The 17,718-nt window shown below is 73.9% G+C and carries 17 protein-coding genes; 2 read left to right on the top strand and 15 right to left on the bottom strand.

Going from position 1 to position 17,718, the window contains the following annotated elements; genetic code table 11:
• Positions 1-32 precede the first annotated feature (32 nt).
• Genes GA0070614_RS29080 through GA0070614_RS29025 form a run of 12 tightly spaced genes read right to left on the bottom strand, consistent with a single transcriptional unit; the run spans position 33 to position 11,938 of the window.
• Positions 33-833 (bottom strand): 4'-phosphopantetheinyl transferase family protein, encoded by an 801-nt coding sequence (locus tag GA0070614_RS29080; protein WP_231933430.1) that lies wholly within the window; start codon positions 831-833, stop codon positions 33-35.
• A gap of 5 nt (positions 834-838) precedes the next feature.
• Positions 839-2,224 (bottom strand): MATE family efflux transporter, encoded by a 1,386-nt coding sequence (locus tag GA0070614_RS29075; protein WP_088978942.1) that lies wholly within the window; start codon positions 2,222-2,224, stop codon positions 839-841.
• Positions 2,221-3,372: an acyl-CoA dehydrogenase family protein gene (locus GA0070614_RS29070; RefSeq protein WP_088978941.1), complete on the bottom strand. Its 1,152-nt coding sequence runs from the start codon at positions 3,370-3,372 to the stop codon at positions 2,221-2,223. The genes GA0070614_RS29075 and GA0070614_RS29070 overlap by 4 nt, the downstream gene beginning before the upstream one ends.
• Positions 3,365-4,006: an acyl-CoA dehydrogenase family protein gene (locus GA0070614_RS29065; RefSeq protein ID WP_088978940.1), complete on the bottom strand. Its 642-nt coding sequence runs from the start codon at positions 4,004-4,006 to the stop codon at positions 3,365-3,367. The genes GA0070614_RS29070 and GA0070614_RS29065 overlap by 8 nt, the downstream gene beginning before the upstream one ends.
• Positions 3,955-4,923, bottom strand: coding sequence for a beta-ketoacyl-[acyl-carrier-protein] synthase family protein (locus GA0070614_RS29060; RefSeq protein ID WP_088978939.1), 969 nt, complete (start codon positions 4,921-4,923; stop codon positions 3,955-3,957). The genes GA0070614_RS29065 and GA0070614_RS29060 overlap by 52 nt, the downstream gene beginning before the upstream one ends.
• A gap of 3 nt (positions 4,924-4,926) precedes the next feature.
• Positions 4,927-5,193, bottom strand: a complete 267-nt coding sequence (locus GA0070614_RS29055) for an acyl carrier protein (RefSeq protein WP_088978938.1) — start codon at positions 5,191-5,193, stop codon at positions 4,927-4,929.
• Positions 5,190-6,443 (bottom strand): type III PLP-dependent enzyme, encoded by a 1,254-nt coding sequence (locus tag GA0070614_RS29050; protein WP_088978937.1) that lies wholly within the window; start codon positions 6,441-6,443, stop codon positions 5,190-5,192. The genes GA0070614_RS29055 and GA0070614_RS29050 overlap by 4 nt, the downstream gene beginning before the upstream one ends.
• The gene (locus GA0070614_RS29045; RefSeq protein ID WP_088978936.1) at positions 6,440-7,801 is read right to left on the bottom strand and encodes a preATP grasp domain-containing protein; all 1,362 of its coding nucleotides are present in this window, start codon (positions 7,799-7,801) and stop codon (positions 6,440-6,442) included. The genes GA0070614_RS29050 and GA0070614_RS29045 overlap by 4 nt, the downstream gene beginning before the upstream one ends.
• On the bottom strand, positions 7,801-8,733 hold the full coding sequence (locus GA0070614_RS29040; protein ID WP_088978935.1) for a 3-oxoacyl-[acyl-carrier-protein] synthase III C-terminal domain-containing protein: 933 nt from the start codon (positions 8,731-8,733) through the stop codon (positions 7,801-7,803). The genes GA0070614_RS29045 and GA0070614_RS29040 overlap by 1 nt, the downstream gene beginning before the upstream one ends.
• A 60-nt stretch (positions 8,734-8,793) precedes the next feature.
• On the bottom strand, positions 8,794-10,140 hold the full coding sequence (locus tag GA0070614_RS29035; protein ID WP_088978934.1) for a nucleotide sugar dehydrogenase: 1,347 nt from the start codon (positions 10,138-10,140) through the stop codon (positions 8,794-8,796).
• Entirely contained in the window at positions 10,137-11,129 is a 993-nt protein-coding gene (locus GA0070614_RS29030; RefSeq protein ID WP_088978933.1) for an alpha/beta hydrolase, read from the bottom strand. The genes GA0070614_RS29035 and GA0070614_RS29030 overlap by 4 nt, the downstream gene beginning before the upstream one ends.
• 5 nt (positions 11,130-11,134) lie before the next feature.
• Positions 11,135-11,938 carry a sugar phosphate nucleotidyltransferase gene (locus GA0070614_RS29025; protein ID WP_088978932.1) on the bottom strand — a complete coding sequence of 268 codons (804 nt, stop codon included), beginning with the start codon at positions 11,936-11,938 and terminating at the stop codon, positions 11,135-11,137.
• A 385-nt stretch (positions 11,939-12,323) separates the two neighbouring features.
• Between GA0070614_RS29025 and GA0070614_RS29020 the strand changes: the two genes are divergently transcribed.
• Positions 12,324-13,205 carry a transglutaminase-like domain-containing protein gene (locus GA0070614_RS29020; RefSeq protein WP_088978931.1) on the top strand — a complete coding sequence of 294 codons (882 nt, stop codon included), beginning with the start codon at positions 12,324-12,326 and terminating at the stop codon, positions 13,203-13,205.
• Positions 13,206-13,362: 157 nt separating this feature from the next.
• Here GA0070614_RS29020 and GA0070614_RS29015 read toward each other — a convergent pair whose 3' ends face one another.
• Together GA0070614_RS29015 and GA0070614_RS29010 are read right to left on the bottom strand one after the other, a co-directional pair.
• Positions 13,363-14,625 carry an LVIVD repeat-containing protein gene (locus tag GA0070614_RS29015; RefSeq protein WP_157745120.1) on the bottom strand — a complete coding sequence of 421 codons (1,263 nt, stop codon included), beginning with the start codon at positions 14,623-14,625 and terminating at the stop codon, positions 13,363-13,365.
• A 215-nt stretch (positions 14,626-14,840) separates the two neighbouring features.
• Positions 14,841-16,283 (bottom strand): MFS transporter, encoded by a 1,443-nt coding sequence (locus tag GA0070614_RS29010; protein WP_088978929.1) that lies wholly within the window; start codon positions 16,281-16,283, stop codon positions 14,841-14,843.
• A 154-nt stretch (positions 16,284-16,437) separates the two neighbouring features.
• Here GA0070614_RS29010 and GA0070614_RS29005 point away from each other — a divergent pair, with 154 nt between their 5' ends.
• On the top strand, positions 16,438-16,743 hold the full coding sequence (locus tag GA0070614_RS29005; RefSeq protein ID WP_088978928.1) for a glutaredoxin family protein: 306 nt from the start codon (positions 16,438-16,440) through the stop codon (positions 16,741-16,743).
• Between the two features lie 256 nt (positions 16,744-16,999).
• On the opposite strand, the gene GA0070614_RS29000 is transcribed toward GA0070614_RS29005, so the two are convergent.
• Entirely contained in the window at positions 17,000-17,701 is a 702-nt protein-coding gene (locus GA0070614_RS29000) for a VOC family protein (RefSeq protein ID WP_088978927.1), read from the bottom strand.
• Between the last annotated feature and the right edge of the window lie 17 nt (positions 17,702-17,718).

The following is a 17,718-nucleotide window of genomic DNA, read 5'->3' as shown; positions in this document are numbered from 1 at the left end:
GTCGCCGATCCTGCCATCCGGACAAGGAGTCGTCACGTCGGACAGAAGGGCTCCGCAACGTGAAAGAAACACCGATCCGGGATGTTTAAATGCCAGAATGGTGATGTCGAAACGGTTGTGGCAGGCCAGAGTGGACGGACCGGCAGGGCCCCGGCGAGCGCGACGCAGGCGGCGTACCCGGGCGGGGCCGGCAGGTCGTGCAACAGCCAACTCCCGGGGATCCGCCCGGTCGGGTCCCGCACCGGCAGGACGGGGCCGGCGCCGGCGACCGGCAGGGCCAGACCCCGCCCCATCCGGTCCCCCGCCGCCTTGGTCCAGGCCTCCTTGCGGGTCCACAGGCGCAGGAAGGCGTCCCGGCCACCGGTACGGACGAGATCCCGCTCGACCGCAGGGAAGTACCGCTCGGCGAGGGCCACGGCGGGAAGCTCGGGCCGTCGACGCTCGATGTCGACGCCCACCGGGCGTCCTCCGCTGACCGCGAGCACCGCGACATCGGCGGTGTGCGCGAGGTTGAAGCGCAGCGCCGGCGCGTCGGCCAGGGCCGGCTTGCCCCAGCGGCCGGTCGACCAGCGCAGCGACGCCGCCGGCCGGTCCAGGTACGCACCGAGCACGGCCCGCGCCACGCCCCGGGCGACGACGAACCGGCGGTGCAGCGCGGCGTCGCCGTGGTCCGCCGCGCGGCGCTCCCCCGGGTCCAGGCTGGCGTGCAGCGCCGCCACCACCGACGGCGGCTGGTCCAGCGCGATCGGCCAGAGGTGGACCACCCCGTCGGACGGCGTGGACGGGCCGGGGCCTGCGACGGACTCGCCGCAGACCCCGCGCGTCGGGTGCACGCCGGTTATGCCGGGCCACCACCGACCGGCGCCGGGGCCGGCCCGGTGGGAGCCGGCAGCCGGCTCGCCCGGCGCACCGCGTGCAGACCGGCCAGCACCACGACGACGCCGGCGAGGTTGCACCAGGCGATGGTCCGGTAGAGCGCCACCGGCTCCGGCACGGCCGCCACGACGAGCGCGCCGATCACGACGATCGCGGCGAAGTACACCAGGTTCAGCACGACCGCGAGCAGGCCCGAGCCGATCTGCTCCATCACCGTCAGCGAGGTGAGCACCGGTCCCATCAGGACGTAGGTGAGGCCGACGGTGCTCAGGTACAGCGCGGTCTGGTCGGCGATGCCCGGCGAGTCCGTCATCAGCCGGCCGAACAGGTCGCTGCCGGCCCACATGACGACGGAGACGAGCAGGTAGACCCCGACCGTGATGGCCAGCCCGTGGTGCATGGTGCCCGGCAGCCAGTCGGCGCGTCCCGCGCCGCGCTGCTGGTTGAGCACGATCGCCGTCGCCGAGCCCAGCACGATCGCCGGCATCAGCACCAGGAACTGCAGGGTCACCGCGCTGGAGAAGCCGGCGATCACCCGCGGGCCGAAGTCGCCGAGCACCCAGAGCAGACCGAAGTTGGCGCCGAAGAGAATGAGCTGCGTGGTGGCCACCGGCAGGCCGACCGACCGGATGTGGCGCACCGACTCCGGGTGCCAGCGGGTCAGCTCCGCGCCGAAGCGGATCAGGCCGTGCCGGCGCATCAGCCCCACCCCGAGCAGCGCGCCGACGACCGCGCCCACCGCGATGGACAGCGGGACGCTCATCGCGCCCATCCCGGCCGCCAGCCCGAGCAGGGCCACCCCGGCGAACTGCACGACGGCGCTCACCACCACCACGGCGGCGCCGGCGCCCGCGTGCCCGAAGCCGCGCAGGCTGGACGAGCAGAGGATCGAGGCCACCTGGAGCAGCTCCGCCACCGCCATCCAGCGCAGGAACGCCACGAAGTCGGGCCGGGAGGCGTCCGGCACGTCGAAGGCGTCCGCGAGCAGCGGGGCGGCCAGCAGGGTGGCGGCCACCAGCACCACGGACGCCACCGCCCACATGCGCACGAAGCTCATCGCCATCGGCGCGACGTCCTCGGGTCGGCCCCGCCCCCGGCTGATCGCCGCCGCGACCTGGTTGCTGAAGCCGAAGGCGACGTAGACCGCGATGAACAGGTGGCCGATCGGCAGGTACAGCGCCCGGACGTAGAGCGCCTCCTCGCCCATCCGGCCCATCAGCGCCATCACGCCGACCAGCACCACCAGGCCCGCCACCTCGGCGAACGCCATCGGGACGGCCAGTCGGACGATGGCCCGTCGCACCGAGGCGCCGTTCGCGCCCGGCACGTCCCAGGTCTCGTGTGTCATGTCGGACGACCCCTCCGGATCAGGTCTCGGGAGACGATCAGCTTCTGCACGTTCGACGCGCCCTCCATGAACTCCACGCCGCGGGCGTCGCGGGCCAGCTTGCCGAGCAGCGGGTGGTCGAGGCGGGCGCCGGGGCCGAAGAACTCCAGGCCGGCCAGCGTGACGTCCTCGGCCAGCCGGGCGGCCCGGGCCTTGGCGGCGGAGGCCAGCCGGCCGTCCGCCGGGTCGGCGTCCACCGCCGTGGCGGCGGCCAGGTTGAGTTGTCGGACCGACTCGACGCGTCGGCACAGCGCGTCGAGCCGGTCGCGTTCGGCCGTCCGCAGGGTCCGCCGGTGTTCGCGCACGTACTCGCAGGCGGCGCGGGCGATGCCGATCCCCATGGCGGCGACCCGGGGGCGGATGCGGTTGAACACGCGCACCCAGCCGAGCACACCACGCCGGCTGGCGGGCAGGTGGCGGCCGAGGACCCGGTCCTCGGCGATCGGGACCGACGACATGGTGATCGCACCGAGCGCCGCGCCGCGCAGCCCGATGGTGGGCAGCGCCTCGATCGTCAGACCTGGCGCCGGGGCGGTGACCAGCACCGCCCGCAGGCCCAGCGGCCCGGGCCGGACCCGCGCGAAGACCACGCCGAGCCGGGCGCGCGGGGCGTTGCCGACGTACCGCTTGACGCCGGTCAGCCGGAAGCCGTCGCCGTCCGGGTCCAACCGGGTCGTCAGACCGGCGGCGTCGGAGCCGTGCGCCGGCTCGGTGAGCGCGAAGAAGACCCAGGTCGGTGTGCTGCGCAGTTGTGCGAAGAGCCACTCACGTTGCTCCTCGTCCCCCAGCAGGTCCACCAGCGGGCCGGCCATCGGCGCTCCGGGAGCGGCGAGGACGGCGCCGACGTCGACCACGGCCAGTTCCTCGAAGAACACTACCTGTTCGAGCACGCTGTCCAGGTGGAACCGGTGCCCGGCAGCGGTCAGCGGCGGCGTGTCGGCGCTCGGGGCGTACCGGGCGGTGGCGAGGTGGCGCATCACCGGCGTGTCGAGCACGCGGTGCACGGCGTCCGGGTCGTGGTCGAGGTCCGTCGCGACCGTGGCGAGGTCGCCGGCCCAGTCCGCGGCCAGGGTACGCAGCGCGGTCAGCCGTCCGTCCAGTTCATACATCGCGGTCCCCTCCGGCGTACGCGTCGGCGAGCAGTTCGGAGACGTACGCGATCCGGCCCGGGCCGTCGGCGACGAAGCCGCTCGCGCCGAGCAGGCGCAGCAGCGACCGGTCGGCGCCGGTGATCCGGCGGTGCGCGTCGAGGAGTTGGGCGTCGCTCGGTGGCGCGTCGTCGAGCACGGCGGCGACCTCCAGGTGGTCCATCCGGATCTCGGCGAGTTCGCCGCGGACCAACTGCTGGCCGATCAGCGGCTCGCCGCCGGTGGTGCGTCCGTGCAGGTACCCGAGACAGTCGTCGAGCAGCCGCTCGGAGAGCCCCAGCCGCAGCCAGGCCGTCGCGAGCGTCACCTCCCGCGCGGCGGCCACCTCGGCGGCGCCCGGCGGGTGCGGGCCGGCCGCTCGGCGTACCACGGCGAGCCCTTCGGCGGCGAGCAGCGGGTCGGCGACGGCGGGCGGCCGGTCCGGGCCGGCCGGAACGATGAGGTGGCGGCCCCACCCCGTGCGGTGCGGGCCGATCACCCGCAGGGCGTCGGCGACGCTCCCGGTACGGGCCACCTGCCGGCACCGCCGCCAGCCGTGCGCGCTCACGACGCCGGCTCCGCGTCCGGCGGCGCCACGACGCAGATCCCCAGGCACCGGGCGGCGGGGTCGTAGTCGGCGAGCGCCACCGGCCCGCCGCCGGCCAGCCGGTCGGTCAGCTCCCGCCAGAGCCCGGTCCCCGGCAGCTCGACCGGGCCCAGCCCGCTCCCCGGTAGCCCGACCGGGCCGGGCGCGGTCTCCGGCAGCCCGACCGGGCCGAGCCCGCTCCCCGGTAGCCCGACCGGGCCCGGCGCGGTCCCTTGTGGTCCGTCCGGCGGGGACAGCGCGGCGCCGGTGACCAGCGTGCCGGCGAAGTCGGCCAGCGACGACGCGAGGACGGACCGGGCCCGCGGTGGCGGCACCCCCGCGACGACCCGGGTGGACATCTCCCCCAGCGTGCCGCCCCGGTCCAGCACCAGCGCGACCAGCCCAGCGCCGACCTGCGGCGGCGGCCCGGCGGTGAGGAAGGTGCCCTGGTCCAGCAGCACGACCAGCACCCGCTCGAACCGGTCGGCACGGGCGTACGCGGCGGCGACGCGCAGCGCCGTGAACGGCGCGGCGACCCCCTGGTCGGCCACCGCGAACGCCAGCGGCTCGCCCGGCAGGGCGCCGGTCAGGAAGCTCGCCGGCCAGCCCGGCTCGGCGTCGGGGGTGACGTGGGCGAGCACGATCAGGTCGACGGGCGCGTCGGCGACCTCGGTCACCAGCGGGCGGACCAGGTCGGTGAAGGTGGTGCGCGCGACGCCCGCGAAGTCGTCCGGCCCTCGGCGCAGGCCGTGCAGTCGCGCCAGGTCGGCGAGGTAGTCGGCCAGCGCCGGGCTGTAGCGGCCACCGGAGCCGGTGGCGCCGGCCGGGTCGGTGATCACCCGAGCCAGCCGCAGCGGCGCGCGCGGCGCGCGCCGCCCGGTCGAGCGGGCCGTGTCCGCGTCGACCGGCCGGTGCGCGTGCGGCGCGTGGTCCCCGGTGACGTACACGGCTCAGCCGCCCGCCTGCTCGACGATGTAGTCGGTGAGGGAGCCGACCGTCTCCAGGTGCCGCGACTCGAGCGTCTCGGGGTCGAACTCGAAACCGAACTCGTCCTCCAGCGTCATCAGCAGTTCGAGCGCGTTCGTCGAGTCCATGCCGAGGTCGGCGAAGAGCCGGGTGTCCTGGTGCAGCGTCTGCGGGTCGCGCTGCACCACGCCGGCCAGCACCCGGACCGTCCGCTCGGCGAGCTGGTCGCGGTCCATGTCGGCTGTGGTCATCGTGGGTCTCCTCCCGTGGTGACGAGGCTTCTCTGCTGGCGGAGCAGGTCCGCCACCTGGTCGCGGTGCCGGATCAGGTGCCCGACGCCGTCGCGCACCAGGACCTCGGCGGGATGGCCGTGTCCGAGGAACAGCGTCGGCGAGGCGCTCGGGCCGTACGCGCCGGAGCGGAGCACGCCGAGCAGGTCGCCCCGGCGCAGGTCGGGCAGCTCGGCGGCCCGGGCCAGGGTGTCGTTCGGGGTGCACAGCGGGCCGGTCACCGTCCACCGGGCGAGCGGGCCGTCGGCGGGCCGGCCGAGCAGGCGCAGCGGGAAGTCGCGCTTGACGAACGAGCCGATGCCGACCGCCGCCATGTGCTGGTGGGTGCCGCCGTCGGTGACCGCGAAGCGCTCACCCATCGAGGTCTTCACGTACCGCACCCGGACCAGGTACGTGCCGGCCGGCGCGACGAGGTACCGGCCGAGTTCCATGATCAGCCGGGTGGAGCGGTGCCGGTCGTGGAAGTCGGCGACCACCGGGTTGACCAGGTCGGTGAGGCGCGCCACGGACAGGTCGCGCTCGCCGTCGAAGTAGGCCACGCCGAGCCCGCCGCCGACGTCGACGAACTCCAGCGGGAAGTCCAGGTGCGCCGCGAGGCGCTCGGCGAGCGTCAGGATGCGCCGGGTGTTCTCGGCGATCACCGCCTCGTCGAGGATCCGGGTGCCCAGGTAGACGTGCACCCCGACCACGCGCAGGTGGGCCAGGCGCAGACCGGGCAGGGCGAACAGTTGCGACTCGTCGATGCCGAACTGCCGGGGCTTGCCGCCCATGGTCAGGCCGGAGCCCTTGACGGCGAAGGCCGGGTTGACCCGGAGCGCGACCCGGGCCCGGACGCCGCGTTCCCGGGCCAGCTCGTCGACCAGTTCCAGCTCCTCGAACGACTCACAGATGATCGCGTAGATCCCCGCGTCCAGGCAGGCGGCGATCTCCTCGCGGCTCTTGCCGGGACCGGGGAAGACGATGTCGCCCGGCGGCACGCCGGCCTCGCGGGCGGTGGTCAGTTCGAGCAGCGACGACACCTCGGCGCCGGCGCCGAGCGCGCGCAGCTGGCCGCAGAGCGCCAGGTTCGGGTTGGCCTTGAGCGAGTAGAAGACGTCCATCGCCGGGTGCAGCCGCTGCCGCAGGCCCGTGTACTGCGCGGCGATCGTGTCGGCCTCGTAGACGAACAGCGGGGTGCCGTACTCCTCGGCCAGCGCGGCGTGGTCGGTCATCTCGTCTCCTCGGTGACGGTGGTCAGGCGCCGGGTGACCTCGGCGTCGAGCGCGGTCAACCGCGCCGTCGTGTCGGCCACGAGCAGGGCGTACAGGCGGCCGTCCGGCGGGGCGGCGTTGACCGTGGCGAAGGCGGTCACCACCAGGCCGGTCCGGTGGCCCGGGGTGAGCAGGACACCGTCGAGCAGCCGGCGCAGGGCCGCGAACGGCAGCGGCCCGGGTGTCCGCAGCGGGTAGTGCCGGGCCAGCACCTCGGCGCCGGGCGGCACGAGCCGCTCCTGCACCACGATCTGGTAGGTGGACATGTTGTTGCGGGCGTTGATCTCGACGATCGGATACAGGCCGTCGTCCGGGTCCACCATGGCGTCGACGCCGACGACACCGAAGTAGCCGTCGCGGGCCAGCCGCCCGCCGATCGCCTCGGCGGCGGCGACGAGTTCGGCGACCTGGGTCGCGCTGAGGCGGGCCGGGAAGCGGTGGCCCTGGTGCACGCCGTCGTCGGTCAGGGCCTCCTTGACGAAGTCGACGCTGACCGTGCCGTCGCGGCCCACCACGAAGTGGTAGTTCAGGTCGGTGCGCTTGGCCACCCACTCCTCGACGACGAGCGCCACGTCGGTGCGGCCGCTGCGGGCGGCCCGGGAGTGCACCATCCGCCGTACCTGGTCGAGCCGGCGGCCGGCGTCGACCACGGTGATGCCCTTGCCGGAGACACCGAACGCGTCCTTGACCACCACCCGACCGCCGGCGTCGATCACCCGGGCCGCCCAGGCGAGCGCGTCCGCCAACTCGTCGAGGGTGACGCAGGTACGCCCCGGCGGCTGCCGCAGCGCGAGGTCGGTGGCGAGCCGGCGGCTGTAGACCTTGCTGTTCACCGCCTTGCAGATCGCGGCGGACGGCGCGGCCAGCGGCAGCCCCGCCCGACCGGACAGCTCTTCCTCGACGGCGGAGACCCCGTGCGGCGCGAGCCGGAAGCCGGCGCGACCCAGCGTGCCGAGCATCGCGACCAGGGCGTCGTCGGCGAGCGCGTCGGCGCCGACCGTACGCTGCGGATCCTGCGCGCGCGGCACCAGGATGTGCGGCAGCGTGAGGCCCAGCTCCGCCAACTGGGCGAGGTGGTCGGGGTCGGGGGCGGCCTTGAGCACCACCCGGTCGCCCTCGGCGGCGAGCAGCAGCGCGAACTCGTCCATCCGGTTGACCACGGCCCGGCCGGAGCCACCCACGGTGAGCCGGGGCAGGCCCCGTTCGGTGCGGGCCCACTCGTCCTCGACCTCGAAGTTGCCGAGCAGGACCAGCGGCGTGTCGGGCCGGCCGGTCAGCGCGGTGCGCAGCGTGGCGCGGAAGTCCTCGGTCATCGTCATCAGCGCCGCAACACCATCGCCGAGAAGGTCGCGCCGACGCCGACCGAGGTCATCAGATAGTGGTCGCCGGGGTCCAACCGTCCCAGCTCCTGCGCGGTGCGGTAGTTGACGAACGGGTCGGCGCCGAAGCAGTGGCCGAGCACGGGCACGTTGTCGAGCAGGATCCGCTCCACCGGCAGCCCGATCATCCGGGCGACCCGGTACCAGGACATCTTGTTGACGTTGTGCGGCAGCACGAGCGTCAGCTCGGCGGCGGTCAGTCCGGACGCGTCCAGGGCCGCCTCGATCACCTCGGCCAGCGCCGTCGGGTAGAGCTCGTCGAAGCGCGCGGCCAGGTCGGGTGGCTCGAAGGGGCCGACGTGGAACTCGCTGTACGTACGGGTCGCGTACCCGAGCACCCGGTCCCGGTCGCCGCCGGGCCGGACGAGGACGGCGGCGGTCGCCTCCCCCATCACCGCCGAGTTCGGCATCAGCCGGGTGACCCGGGTGAACGTCTTCTCCCCGGCGAGCACCAGCGCCAGCGCGTCCGGGTCGCCGTCGGCGGCCAGCAGCTTCCCGCAGGCGTCCACGGCCAGCAGGGCGGACGCGCACGCGTGCTGGGTCAGCGAGAACGCGGCGGCGTGGGTGAGGCCGAGCGCGTCGCGGACCTGGCCGAGGACGTCGGTCGGGTACGGCGCGGCCAGCTGGATCGTCGGGGCGTACGCCAGGTAGCGCACCTGCTCCTCGCGGCCCCGCAGGTGTTCCAGCTTGCGCGCGGCGGCCAGCAGCAGGTCGCCGACGGTGGCCCGGGGGTCCCGGCGGACCTCGGCGAAGCCGTAGTAGCGCCGGTAGAGCCCGATCTGCGCCGGGCTGTGGTCGAGTTCGGTCAGGATCTGCGCGACCGGCGTCCGCTCCGCCGGCAGGTGGGTGGAGACCTCCTCCAGCGCCGTCATGGTCCGTCCTCTCGTCGGGTCGCGTCCGTCTCGGGTGCCGGTGTTCCGCGCGGGCCCGGCCTACACCGCGACGGGGGTGCCGCGCGTGCGGCCGGGCACGCCCAGGCGTCGGTAGTCGATGTCGTCGGCGCCGGCCAGCTCCTCGGCGAGCACCCCCCACATGTCGAACACGACCGCCGGCGGGCGCAGCCGCTCGCGCAGCACGCGCCGGCTCAGCGCCTGCCGGTAGCCCGGGTGGTCGACCAGCAGCAGCACCGCGTCGACGTCGGTGAGGCCGTCGTCGAGGCCGACCGGCGTGAATCCGGCCCGGCCGATCCGCTCGGGCGCCACCACGAAGTCGTGCCCGCGCAGCTGCGCCACCCGGCCGCGCAGCGCCCGGGCCACCTCGACCGCCGCCGAGCCGCGGATGTCGTCGGTCTCCGGTGAGCCCTTGTACGCGATGCCGCAGACCAGCACCCGGGCCTGCGCGGCGTCGCGCCCGGCCGTGGCGAGCCCGTCGAGCAGCTGCTCGACGGCGAACAGCGGCAGCCGCTCGTTGACGGCCCGCGCCGCCGCCACCATCGGGGGGTGGTAGCCGGCCCGGTCCGCGGCGTGCATCAGCAGGTACGGGTCCTTGGTCAGGCAACTGCCGCCGACGAAGCCGGGCCGGGACAGGTCGGGCCGGGGATAGCGCAGGTTGGCCGCGTCGATCACCTCGTGGGCGTCGACGCCGAGCGAGTGCGCCATCAGCGCCATCTCGTTGCCGAATCCGTAGATGAGGTCGGTGTGCGCGTTGCACACCAGCTTCACCATCTCGGCCGCCTCCGGGCCGGACACGATCACCTGGTCCGGGGCGAGTCGGCCGAGCAGGTCGGCCGCCCGGCGGGCGGATCGTTCGTCGAGACCGCCGATGACCTGGGGCAGCGCCGCCAGTTCGGCCAGTGCGCGACCCTGGATGGTGCGCTCCGGGCAGACCGCGAGCAGGGGGTGGGCGATCCCCCGCGCCCGCAGCCGGGCGAGGACGAGGCTGCGGGTCGTGCCCACCGGCACCGTGCTGCGCAGCACCACCAGCGTCTCCTCGTCCACATGGGCGGCGATCTGCTCCACCGCGGCCTCCAGGTGCCGCAGGTCGGGCCGCCGGGTGTGCGGATCGACGGCGGTGCCGACGCAGATGACGATCGCGCGCACGGGGGTGTCGGGCAGCCGGTCGGTGACCGTGAACCGGTCGGCCGGCAGGGTGGCGAGCAGGTCGTCCACACCGGGTTCGAACAGGACGCTGCGGCGCTGTGCCAGCGCGGCGCGGACCGCCGGATCGGCCTCCACGCCGATGACCGGTGTCCCCTCCCGGGCCAGCGAGACCGCCAAGGTCAGTCCGACGTAGCCGAGCCCGATGACGGCCACCGGCCCCGGTTCGCTGTGCGGGTTCATCTGCCCACCCTTCTCGGCTGGCTCATCCGGCCCGGCTCGGGACCGGTCGGTGTGGTCAGGTCGTGCGGCGCGGCCAGGCCGGCACGTAACGCGTCGCACGCGAGTTCCTCGCACCGGCGCGCCGCCGGCAGCAGCGCGCCGAGGCCGAACGCGCCGTGGAAGAGCCCGGTCACCCGGTGCGCCTGCACGGGGACGCCGTCGGCGGCGAGCCGGGCGGCGTACGCCTCGCCCTCGGCACGCAGCGGGTCGTGCTCCACGGTCAGGACGAACGCCGGTGGCAGTCCGGCGAGGCTGCCGGCGCGCAGCGGCGAGGCGTACGCCTGCTCGCCGTGCGCGCGCTCGGACAGGTACTGCGCGACGTACCAGCGCATGTGCCGGCTGGTCATGAGCTGCCCGTCCGGGTCGTCGGACCAGTCGGCGAGGCAGTCGGTCACCGGGTAGACGAGCAGTTGGAAGCGGATCGGCGGGCCGCCGGTGTCGCGCGCGCGCAGGCAGCACACGGTGGCGAGGTTCCCGCCCGCGCTGTCCCCGGCGACGGCGATCCGGTCCGGGTCACCGCCGAGCGCCGCCGCGCCGACCGCGTGCACCCAGCGCACGGCGGTGAACGCGTCGTCGACCGCCGCCGGGTACGGGTGCTCGGGGGCACGTCGGTAGTCGACCGAGACGACGATCGCCGGCGTGCCGTCGGCCAGGATGCGGCAGATCCCGTCGTGCGAGTCGAGGTCGCACAGGACGAATCCACCGCCGTGCAGGTAGACCACGACCGGTGGCGTCGGCCCGGCCTCCGCCGGCCGGTAGACGCGGGCCGGCACGTCCGGCGTGCCGGGGATGACGATGTCGCGGACCTCGCCGACGTGCGGGCCCCGGGGGAACCGGGCGCGCTCGTGCCGGCGGCGGGCCTCGGCGGCGTCGGTCACCGCGCCACCCACGTCGGGGTACGCCGCGGACATGAGCCGCCGGACGCCCTCGGTGTACGGATCCAGCGCCATCGCGGTCAACTCCAGGGGGAGAGTTCGGCGACGGACAGCCGGTCCCCGTCCGGCTCCAGGGCGACCTCGACCCGGTGCCCGGCGCCGTTGGCCCGGCGGGACGCGTCGGCGGTGAGGTACCGGTCCGGGTGGGCCAGGAACTCCTTCATCGCCTTCTGGTAGCGGAACGGCGTGCCGATGTCGTACCACTGCCCACGGAAGCCGTACCCGGTCACCTGCCGGCCGTCGGCGAGCAGGGCGTTGATCAGGCCGGGCATGTCGGCGGCGTCGCTGCGGGGGATGTAGTCGAGCACCCGTGGGTCGGCGACGTAGACCCCGGCGCTGATGTTCCACTCGACGTGCGGCTTCTCCCAGATCTGCTGGACCAGACCGTCGCGTACCTGGAGCACGCCGACGCCGGCGCACAGCACGCTCTGGTGGTACGCCACGGTGAGCAGGTTCCCGCTCGTGGTGTGTCGTCGGTACAGGTCGGCGAAGTCGACGGTGGTGAGGATGTCGCCGTTCATCACCACCGCCGGTGTGGTCCATTCCGGCACGAGGTGCAGCGGCGCGGCGGTGCCGAGGGGGCGTTCCTCGGTGCAGTAGTCCACGGTGACGCCGAGATGGCGGCCGTCACCGAACTCCCGTCTGATCATCTCGCCGAGGTGGGCGATGCACAGGGTGATGCGGTCGAACCCGCAGTCCCGCAGCCGCCGGATGATGATCTCCAGGATCGGGTACTGCCCGATCTTGACGAGTGCCTTCGGCTGCGACCGGGTACGTGGCCAGAGGCGTGTGGCCTTCCCGCCAACCAGGACGATTGCGTGCATGGCCGGTGGCCTCCCATCGATGGTGGACCCTGCGCCCACCGTGCCACCCGGCCGCCGAGCGCGGCATCTCGCGTATTGCGTCGGTTTTCCTGGCTCGTCCCCGTGTAGGACGACTTGGTGCGGGGTATCACCGAAGTGCTCAGCAGAGCAACGCGGGCGACGCGGCGATCCACCCGCCCGCACCCCCGGCGGCAGCGCCGACGCGCGGGGGGAATCCACCCGCGAGGCATCGATCGGGAGTAAGGTCTGATTTGGGTACGTTCCAGATCGTGCCCGCGCTTCGGTCCGCTCCGGCGCCGGCTCAGTCCGACGCCGATCGACTCCGGTTCAGCGCTTCGGCCCGGTGACCGACGGCGCGCCCTCGAGACTGCAAGGAGTCGGGCTCATGGATCGGCACATGCTCGAGTTCTACTCGCGACCGTCGGAGATGAGCGCGGTGGGACGCCACCTGGCCACTCTCGACGGACTGCCCTCGCACCTCGACACGCTGGTCCGCACCGTCCAGCACCTCGTGGTGTACGACGCGGTGGCGGGAGACTTCTACGGGGCGGAGATCCCCGAGGAGCGCCAGGAAGAGATCCACATCCGACCCGCGGAGCGCAAGCTCGACCAGATCCTGGCGCTCGACAACCGGCCGCTCACCGTCGAGCGTCCGGCCGAGCGACGACTGGCCGGCCGGTGCCACCACTACACCCTGCTGCTCGTGTCGCTGCTGCGGGCCCACGGGATCCCGGCCCGGGCCCGGTGCGGCTTCGGCGCCTACTTCATCCCGGGGAAGTTCGAGGACCACTGGGTCTGCGAGTACTGGAACACCGACCAGCAGCGGTGGGTGCTGGTCGACGCGCAGCTCGACGAGGTCTGGCGGGCCAAGCTCTCCTTCCCGCACGACCACCTGGACGTGCCCCGGGACGCGTTCCTCGTCGCCGGGGACGCCTGGCGGCGCTGCCGGACCGAGGGCGTCGATCCCGAACTGTTCGGCATCGAACTGGCGAACATGCGGGGGCTGTGGTTCGTCGCCGGGGACCTGGTGCGTGACCTCGCCGCGTTGAACAAGGTGGAGTTGCTGCCGTGGGATGTCTGGGGCGCCCAGCCGGGCCCCGACGAGCAGCTCGACGACGAGCAGCTGGCGTTGTTCGACCGGATCGCCGGGTTCAGCCGCGACCCGGACGCCTCCTTCGACGAGATGCGCGAACTCTTCGCCGACCAGCGGCTGCACGTGCCGCAGAAGGTCTTCAACTCGCTGCGGCAGCGCACCGAGCAGCTCTGAGGCCACCGGGCCCGTCCGCACGCCCGCCCGTCGCCGAGTTGCCCGGCCCTGTCGGCGGCGGCACCGGTGAACATCCGGCGCGCGCCGAACGCCCGAGAGCGGTCCGGGTACGGAAGCGGGCGGATGCCAGGGCACCCGCCCGCTTCCGGCGGTGCTGTCAGTCGAGCAAAAACGTCTGCGTCTGCGGGTTCAGCATCGGCAGGTGGCGCGCGCCGGCGGTCTCCCGACCGCTGAACCGGATCACGTCCACGCCCCGGGAGATGTCGTTGGCGACGATCAGCCCGTTGTACCAGTACGTCGACCACTGGTTGGAGCGCATGTCGTAGAAGGCGATCTCCTTCGGAGCGCGCGGATCGGTCAGGTCGACCACCGAGGTTCCCGAGCCGTACGCGGAGGAGACCAGGATGTTGCGGCCGGCGACGGGCACGTAGTTGAAGTTGTGGTAGGTGCTGGGTTCGGCGCGCGGGATGCGCAGGTGGCTCAGGGGCGTACGGGGGTCGTCGACGGCGTAGGTCCAGATCGCGCCGAAGGGCTCCCGCGCCGGGCCGAAGTACTCGTCGCCGAAGGTGACGTGCTTCCCGTCGTGGGTGAACGCCGCGCTGTGCCAGATGTCGACGTCCGGCGTGTCGATGTTCGCGGTCACCCGGGGCGCCAGGGGGTCGCTGATGTCCCACAGCTGACCCTGGGAGAGGCAGGCCGCGGCGGCGAGGTGGCGTGGGGTCAGCACCTGGATGTCGTGGCAGGCGAAGAAGTCTCCCGAGGCGCCGGCGTACCGGTCCACCCCCGTCACGGTCGGCTCGGCGACGACCTTCGCGGCGAGGCCGGCGGTGGCGTCGTCACCCGGCACGTCGACGACGGAGATCCGCTCGAACGGCGCCCGGCAGTCCGGGCCGATGGCGCTGGCGCTCAGCGGGTAGGAGGCGACGTAGAGGTAGGTGCCGCCGTCACCTCGCGGGACGAGGGTGTGGGTGTGCGAGCCGCAGTCGGTGCGGATCGCCTGGAGGAAGCGGGGCGCGGCCGGGTCGCTGACGTCGAAGACCCGCACCCCTTCCCACGCCCCGGGGGTGGACGCGGTGACGTTGCGGGAGCCCTCGCAGCCAGGCGTGCTCTGCGGGGTGTCCACCGACAGGAACAGCAGGTCACCCCAGACCGACACGTCGCCCTGCGGGCCGTTGCAGTGCACGTCGGCCAGTTCCCGGGGCGCGCCGGGCTCGGAGATGTCGAGGACGCGGAACCCACCGTAGTGGCCGGCGAACACGAGGTCGCCGGCGAAGGCGAGGTCGGAGTTGACGCCACCGGTGTGGCCGGCGGTGGCGAGCAGGTGCATGTCGCGGCTGTAGCCGTCGGCAGGGCTGCTGGGCGGGGGCGGGGGCACCGCCCCGTCGTCCCACGGCTCGTGTGCGTGGGCGGGAGTCGACATCACGGCCAGCAGGAGCGCTGCGCCGCCGAGTGCGAGTGATCGGATTCGGGAAGGTCTCCGCACGGCGTCCCCTCACGTCGGGCGTGTCGCCACATGGCGCGATCACGCTGCCAGCGTCACACTGTCCAATATTCAGGTCCGTCGCTAGCCCTGGTACGTCGAGGCCGGCGGGGGTGACCGGAGTCCGGTCGCCCCCGCCAGCCGGCGACCGGAGGTCACCGCCCTCCGGCGACCTGGGCCCGCTCCTCGACCGGCTCGGCCTTCCCCACCGGCTGCCGCCTCGGCGTACGCAGGGTGAGTCCGGCGAGGACGGCGCCTGCGGCGGCGACGGCCCCGGCGCCGACGAACGCCGTGGAGTAACCGTCGGTGAGGGCGGGCAGGTCGCCGAGCCGGTCGGCGCCGGCGGCCGAGGCGAGGGCGGTCATGGCGGCCAGGCCGAGCGCGGAACCGACCTGGTAGCTGGTGTTGACGATGCCCGAGGCGAGGCCACCCTCCTCCGGGCGGGCGCTGGAGATGGCGATGCCGAGCGACGGGATGAATGCCAGGGACATGCCCGACGCGGCGACCAGCGAGGCCGGCAGGACGTCCACGACGAAGGAGCCGTCCGGGCGGACCAGGGCGAGCCAGCCGAGCCCGACGGCGAGGACCGCGAGGCCGGTGACCACCATGGGCTTCGCGCCGAAGCGGGCGATGGCCCGTGGGGCGAGCGCGATCATGCCGACCATGATGAGGATCGTCATCGGTAGCAGGGCGGCACCGCTGGGGAAGGCGCGGTAGCCGAGCACCTGCTGCAGGTAGAGGTTGAGGAAGAACCACATCGGGATCCAGGCCGCGCCGAGCAGCAGTTGGGCGACGTTGGCCGCGGCGAGGTTCGGCGCGCGGAAGATCGACAGGCGCATCAGCGGCTCGCGGCGGGCCGCCTGGACGGCGACGAAGGTGGCCAGCGCGACGACGGCTCCGATCAGGACGAGCCAGGTCTGCCCGGAGGTCCAGCCGACCTCGGGAGCCCGGACGATGCCGTAGACGGCCGCACCGAGACCGACGGTCACCGTCAGGGCGCCGACGACGTCCAGCGAGCCGCGCCGCGTCCCACCGGCGGGCATCAGCACCGGGGTGGCCAGCAACGCGAGGGCCGCGACCGGAATGTTGACGTAGAAGACCCAGGGCCAGCTGACGTACTCGGTGATGACGCCACCGAGGAAGACCCCGGCGGTGCCACCGGCCGGCGCGGCGGCGCCGTAGAGGGCCAGCGCCCGGGTCAACTCCCTCGGGTCGGCGCCGAAGAGGGTCATCAGCAGGGTCAGCGCCGACGGGGCGATCAGCGCTGCCCCGACGCCCTGTCCGGCGCGGGCGGCCAGTTCCACGGCGACGGTGTCGGCGAGCCCCGCGACCGCCGAGGCGACGAGGAGGACCAACCAGCCGGCGGCGAACATCCGCCGGGCGCCGAGCAGGTCGGACAGCCGGCCGCCCAGCAGCAACAGGCCGCCGAACGCGACGACGTAGGCGTTGAAGACCCAGGACAGGTTCTCCGGTGAGAAGCCGAGATCCTCCTGGATGCGTGGTAGTGCGACACCGATGATCGAGGTGTCCATGATGACCATGAACTGGGCGAGGGCGATGAGTCCGAGGGCCCACCAGCGCTTCGGGGCGGATGACATCGTAATCACTCCTTAGTACCCCTAGGGGGTATGGGTAACGACAGATTGATACCCCCCACCCGTATGCGCTGTCAAGGACTCCATCGCCCATGGCAGCTGCCGCCGTAACCTCTGGGACTTGAACCGGAATACCGGGGAGGGGTATTGTGCCGCCATGCCCACCCGAGACCCCGCGCACCGGATCGAGGCCGAGCCCGAACTGGTGGTGTACGGCACCGGCTGGTGCCCCGACGTCCGACGCAGCCGCGCCCTGCTCGACGCCGCCGGCATCGCCTACGACTACGTCGACCTCGACGAGGACCGGGCCGCGACCGAACTCGTCCGTGGACTCCAGCAGGGGGCGCGACGGGTCCCCACCCTGCTGTGGCCCGACGGCACTTTCCTCGTCGAGCCCACCGACGACCAGCTCCGGGCGCACCTGGCCCGCGCCGCCCGCCCGGTCGGCGACCTCGCCGGCTGACCCGCCGGGTCCCGACATGCCGGCGGCGCACCCGTCCGCCCTGCCGGCCCGCGACCGGTCGCCGGGCCTGTCCACCGTCGAGGAGCCGGCCGGACCAGGGGTGTCCCGTACGCGCTGAACGTCGCCCGTGGACACCGCGCCGGCTCTGCGCGGTGCGCAGGTACCGGATCGGCACCCTCGGACGGATCGGGTTCAGCGTCGACGGGGTCGCCGTGTCGATCGACCGTGCCGGGCGGCACGGTCGGTGGCGCGGTGGTCAGCCACCCGCCGGTCGGATGACGGTGAAGACCGCCCCGGTCGGGTCGGCGAGCGCGCAGACCCGGCCGGTCACCACGTCTCGCGGTGGCACCAGCAGTCGCCCGCCCTGCTGCCGGGCCCGCTCGGCGACGTCGTCCGGGTCGGCCACGGCGAGGTAGAGCATCCACCCGGCGGGGAGCAGGGTGTCCAGCGGCGCAGGTGTCGCGAGGCGGCCGGCGACGGGGGCGCCGCCGGCGGTGAGCAGGGCGTACGAGTCGTCGGGGGCGCCGGGCGGCAGGTCGGCGCGCAGGCCGAGGGCGTCGGCGTGGAACCGGTCGGCCGCGCCCGGGTCGGTGGTCATGTACTCGTACCAGCAGGGCCGGCCGGGACCGGGGACCACCGGGGTCACCCCGGCGCGCAGCTGGAAGCTCCCGCCGAGCGGGTCGTGCACCTCGTCGCCGCTCAGCCGGGCCCCGGCCTGGCGGGCCGCGGCGTGCACGGCCGCCGGGTCGGCGGCGCCGAAGAGGGTCCACCAACGGGCCGGGGCGGGGCCGGACCGCAGCGCGGCGGCGGGCGCCCCGTCGGCGACCGCGACGCAGCCGTCGGCGGTGTCGGTGTACGTCCAGCCGAGCAACTCACGGTAGAAGGAGCGGGCGGCGTCGAGGTCGTCCGTGACGAGTTCGGCGCCGGCGGGGACCGGCGACGTGCGGGGTGCGTTCACCTGATTCTCCAAAACCG

The sequence above is a fragment of the Micromonospora coxensis genome, from assembly GCF_900090295.1.
Classification (GTDB): domain Bacteria; phylum Actinomycetota; class Actinomycetes; order Mycobacteriales; family Micromonosporaceae; genus Micromonospora; species Micromonospora coxensis.
The sequence above is the reverse complement of the archived record's forward strand: the minus strand, read 5'-3'. Positions and strand labels throughout refer to the sequence as shown.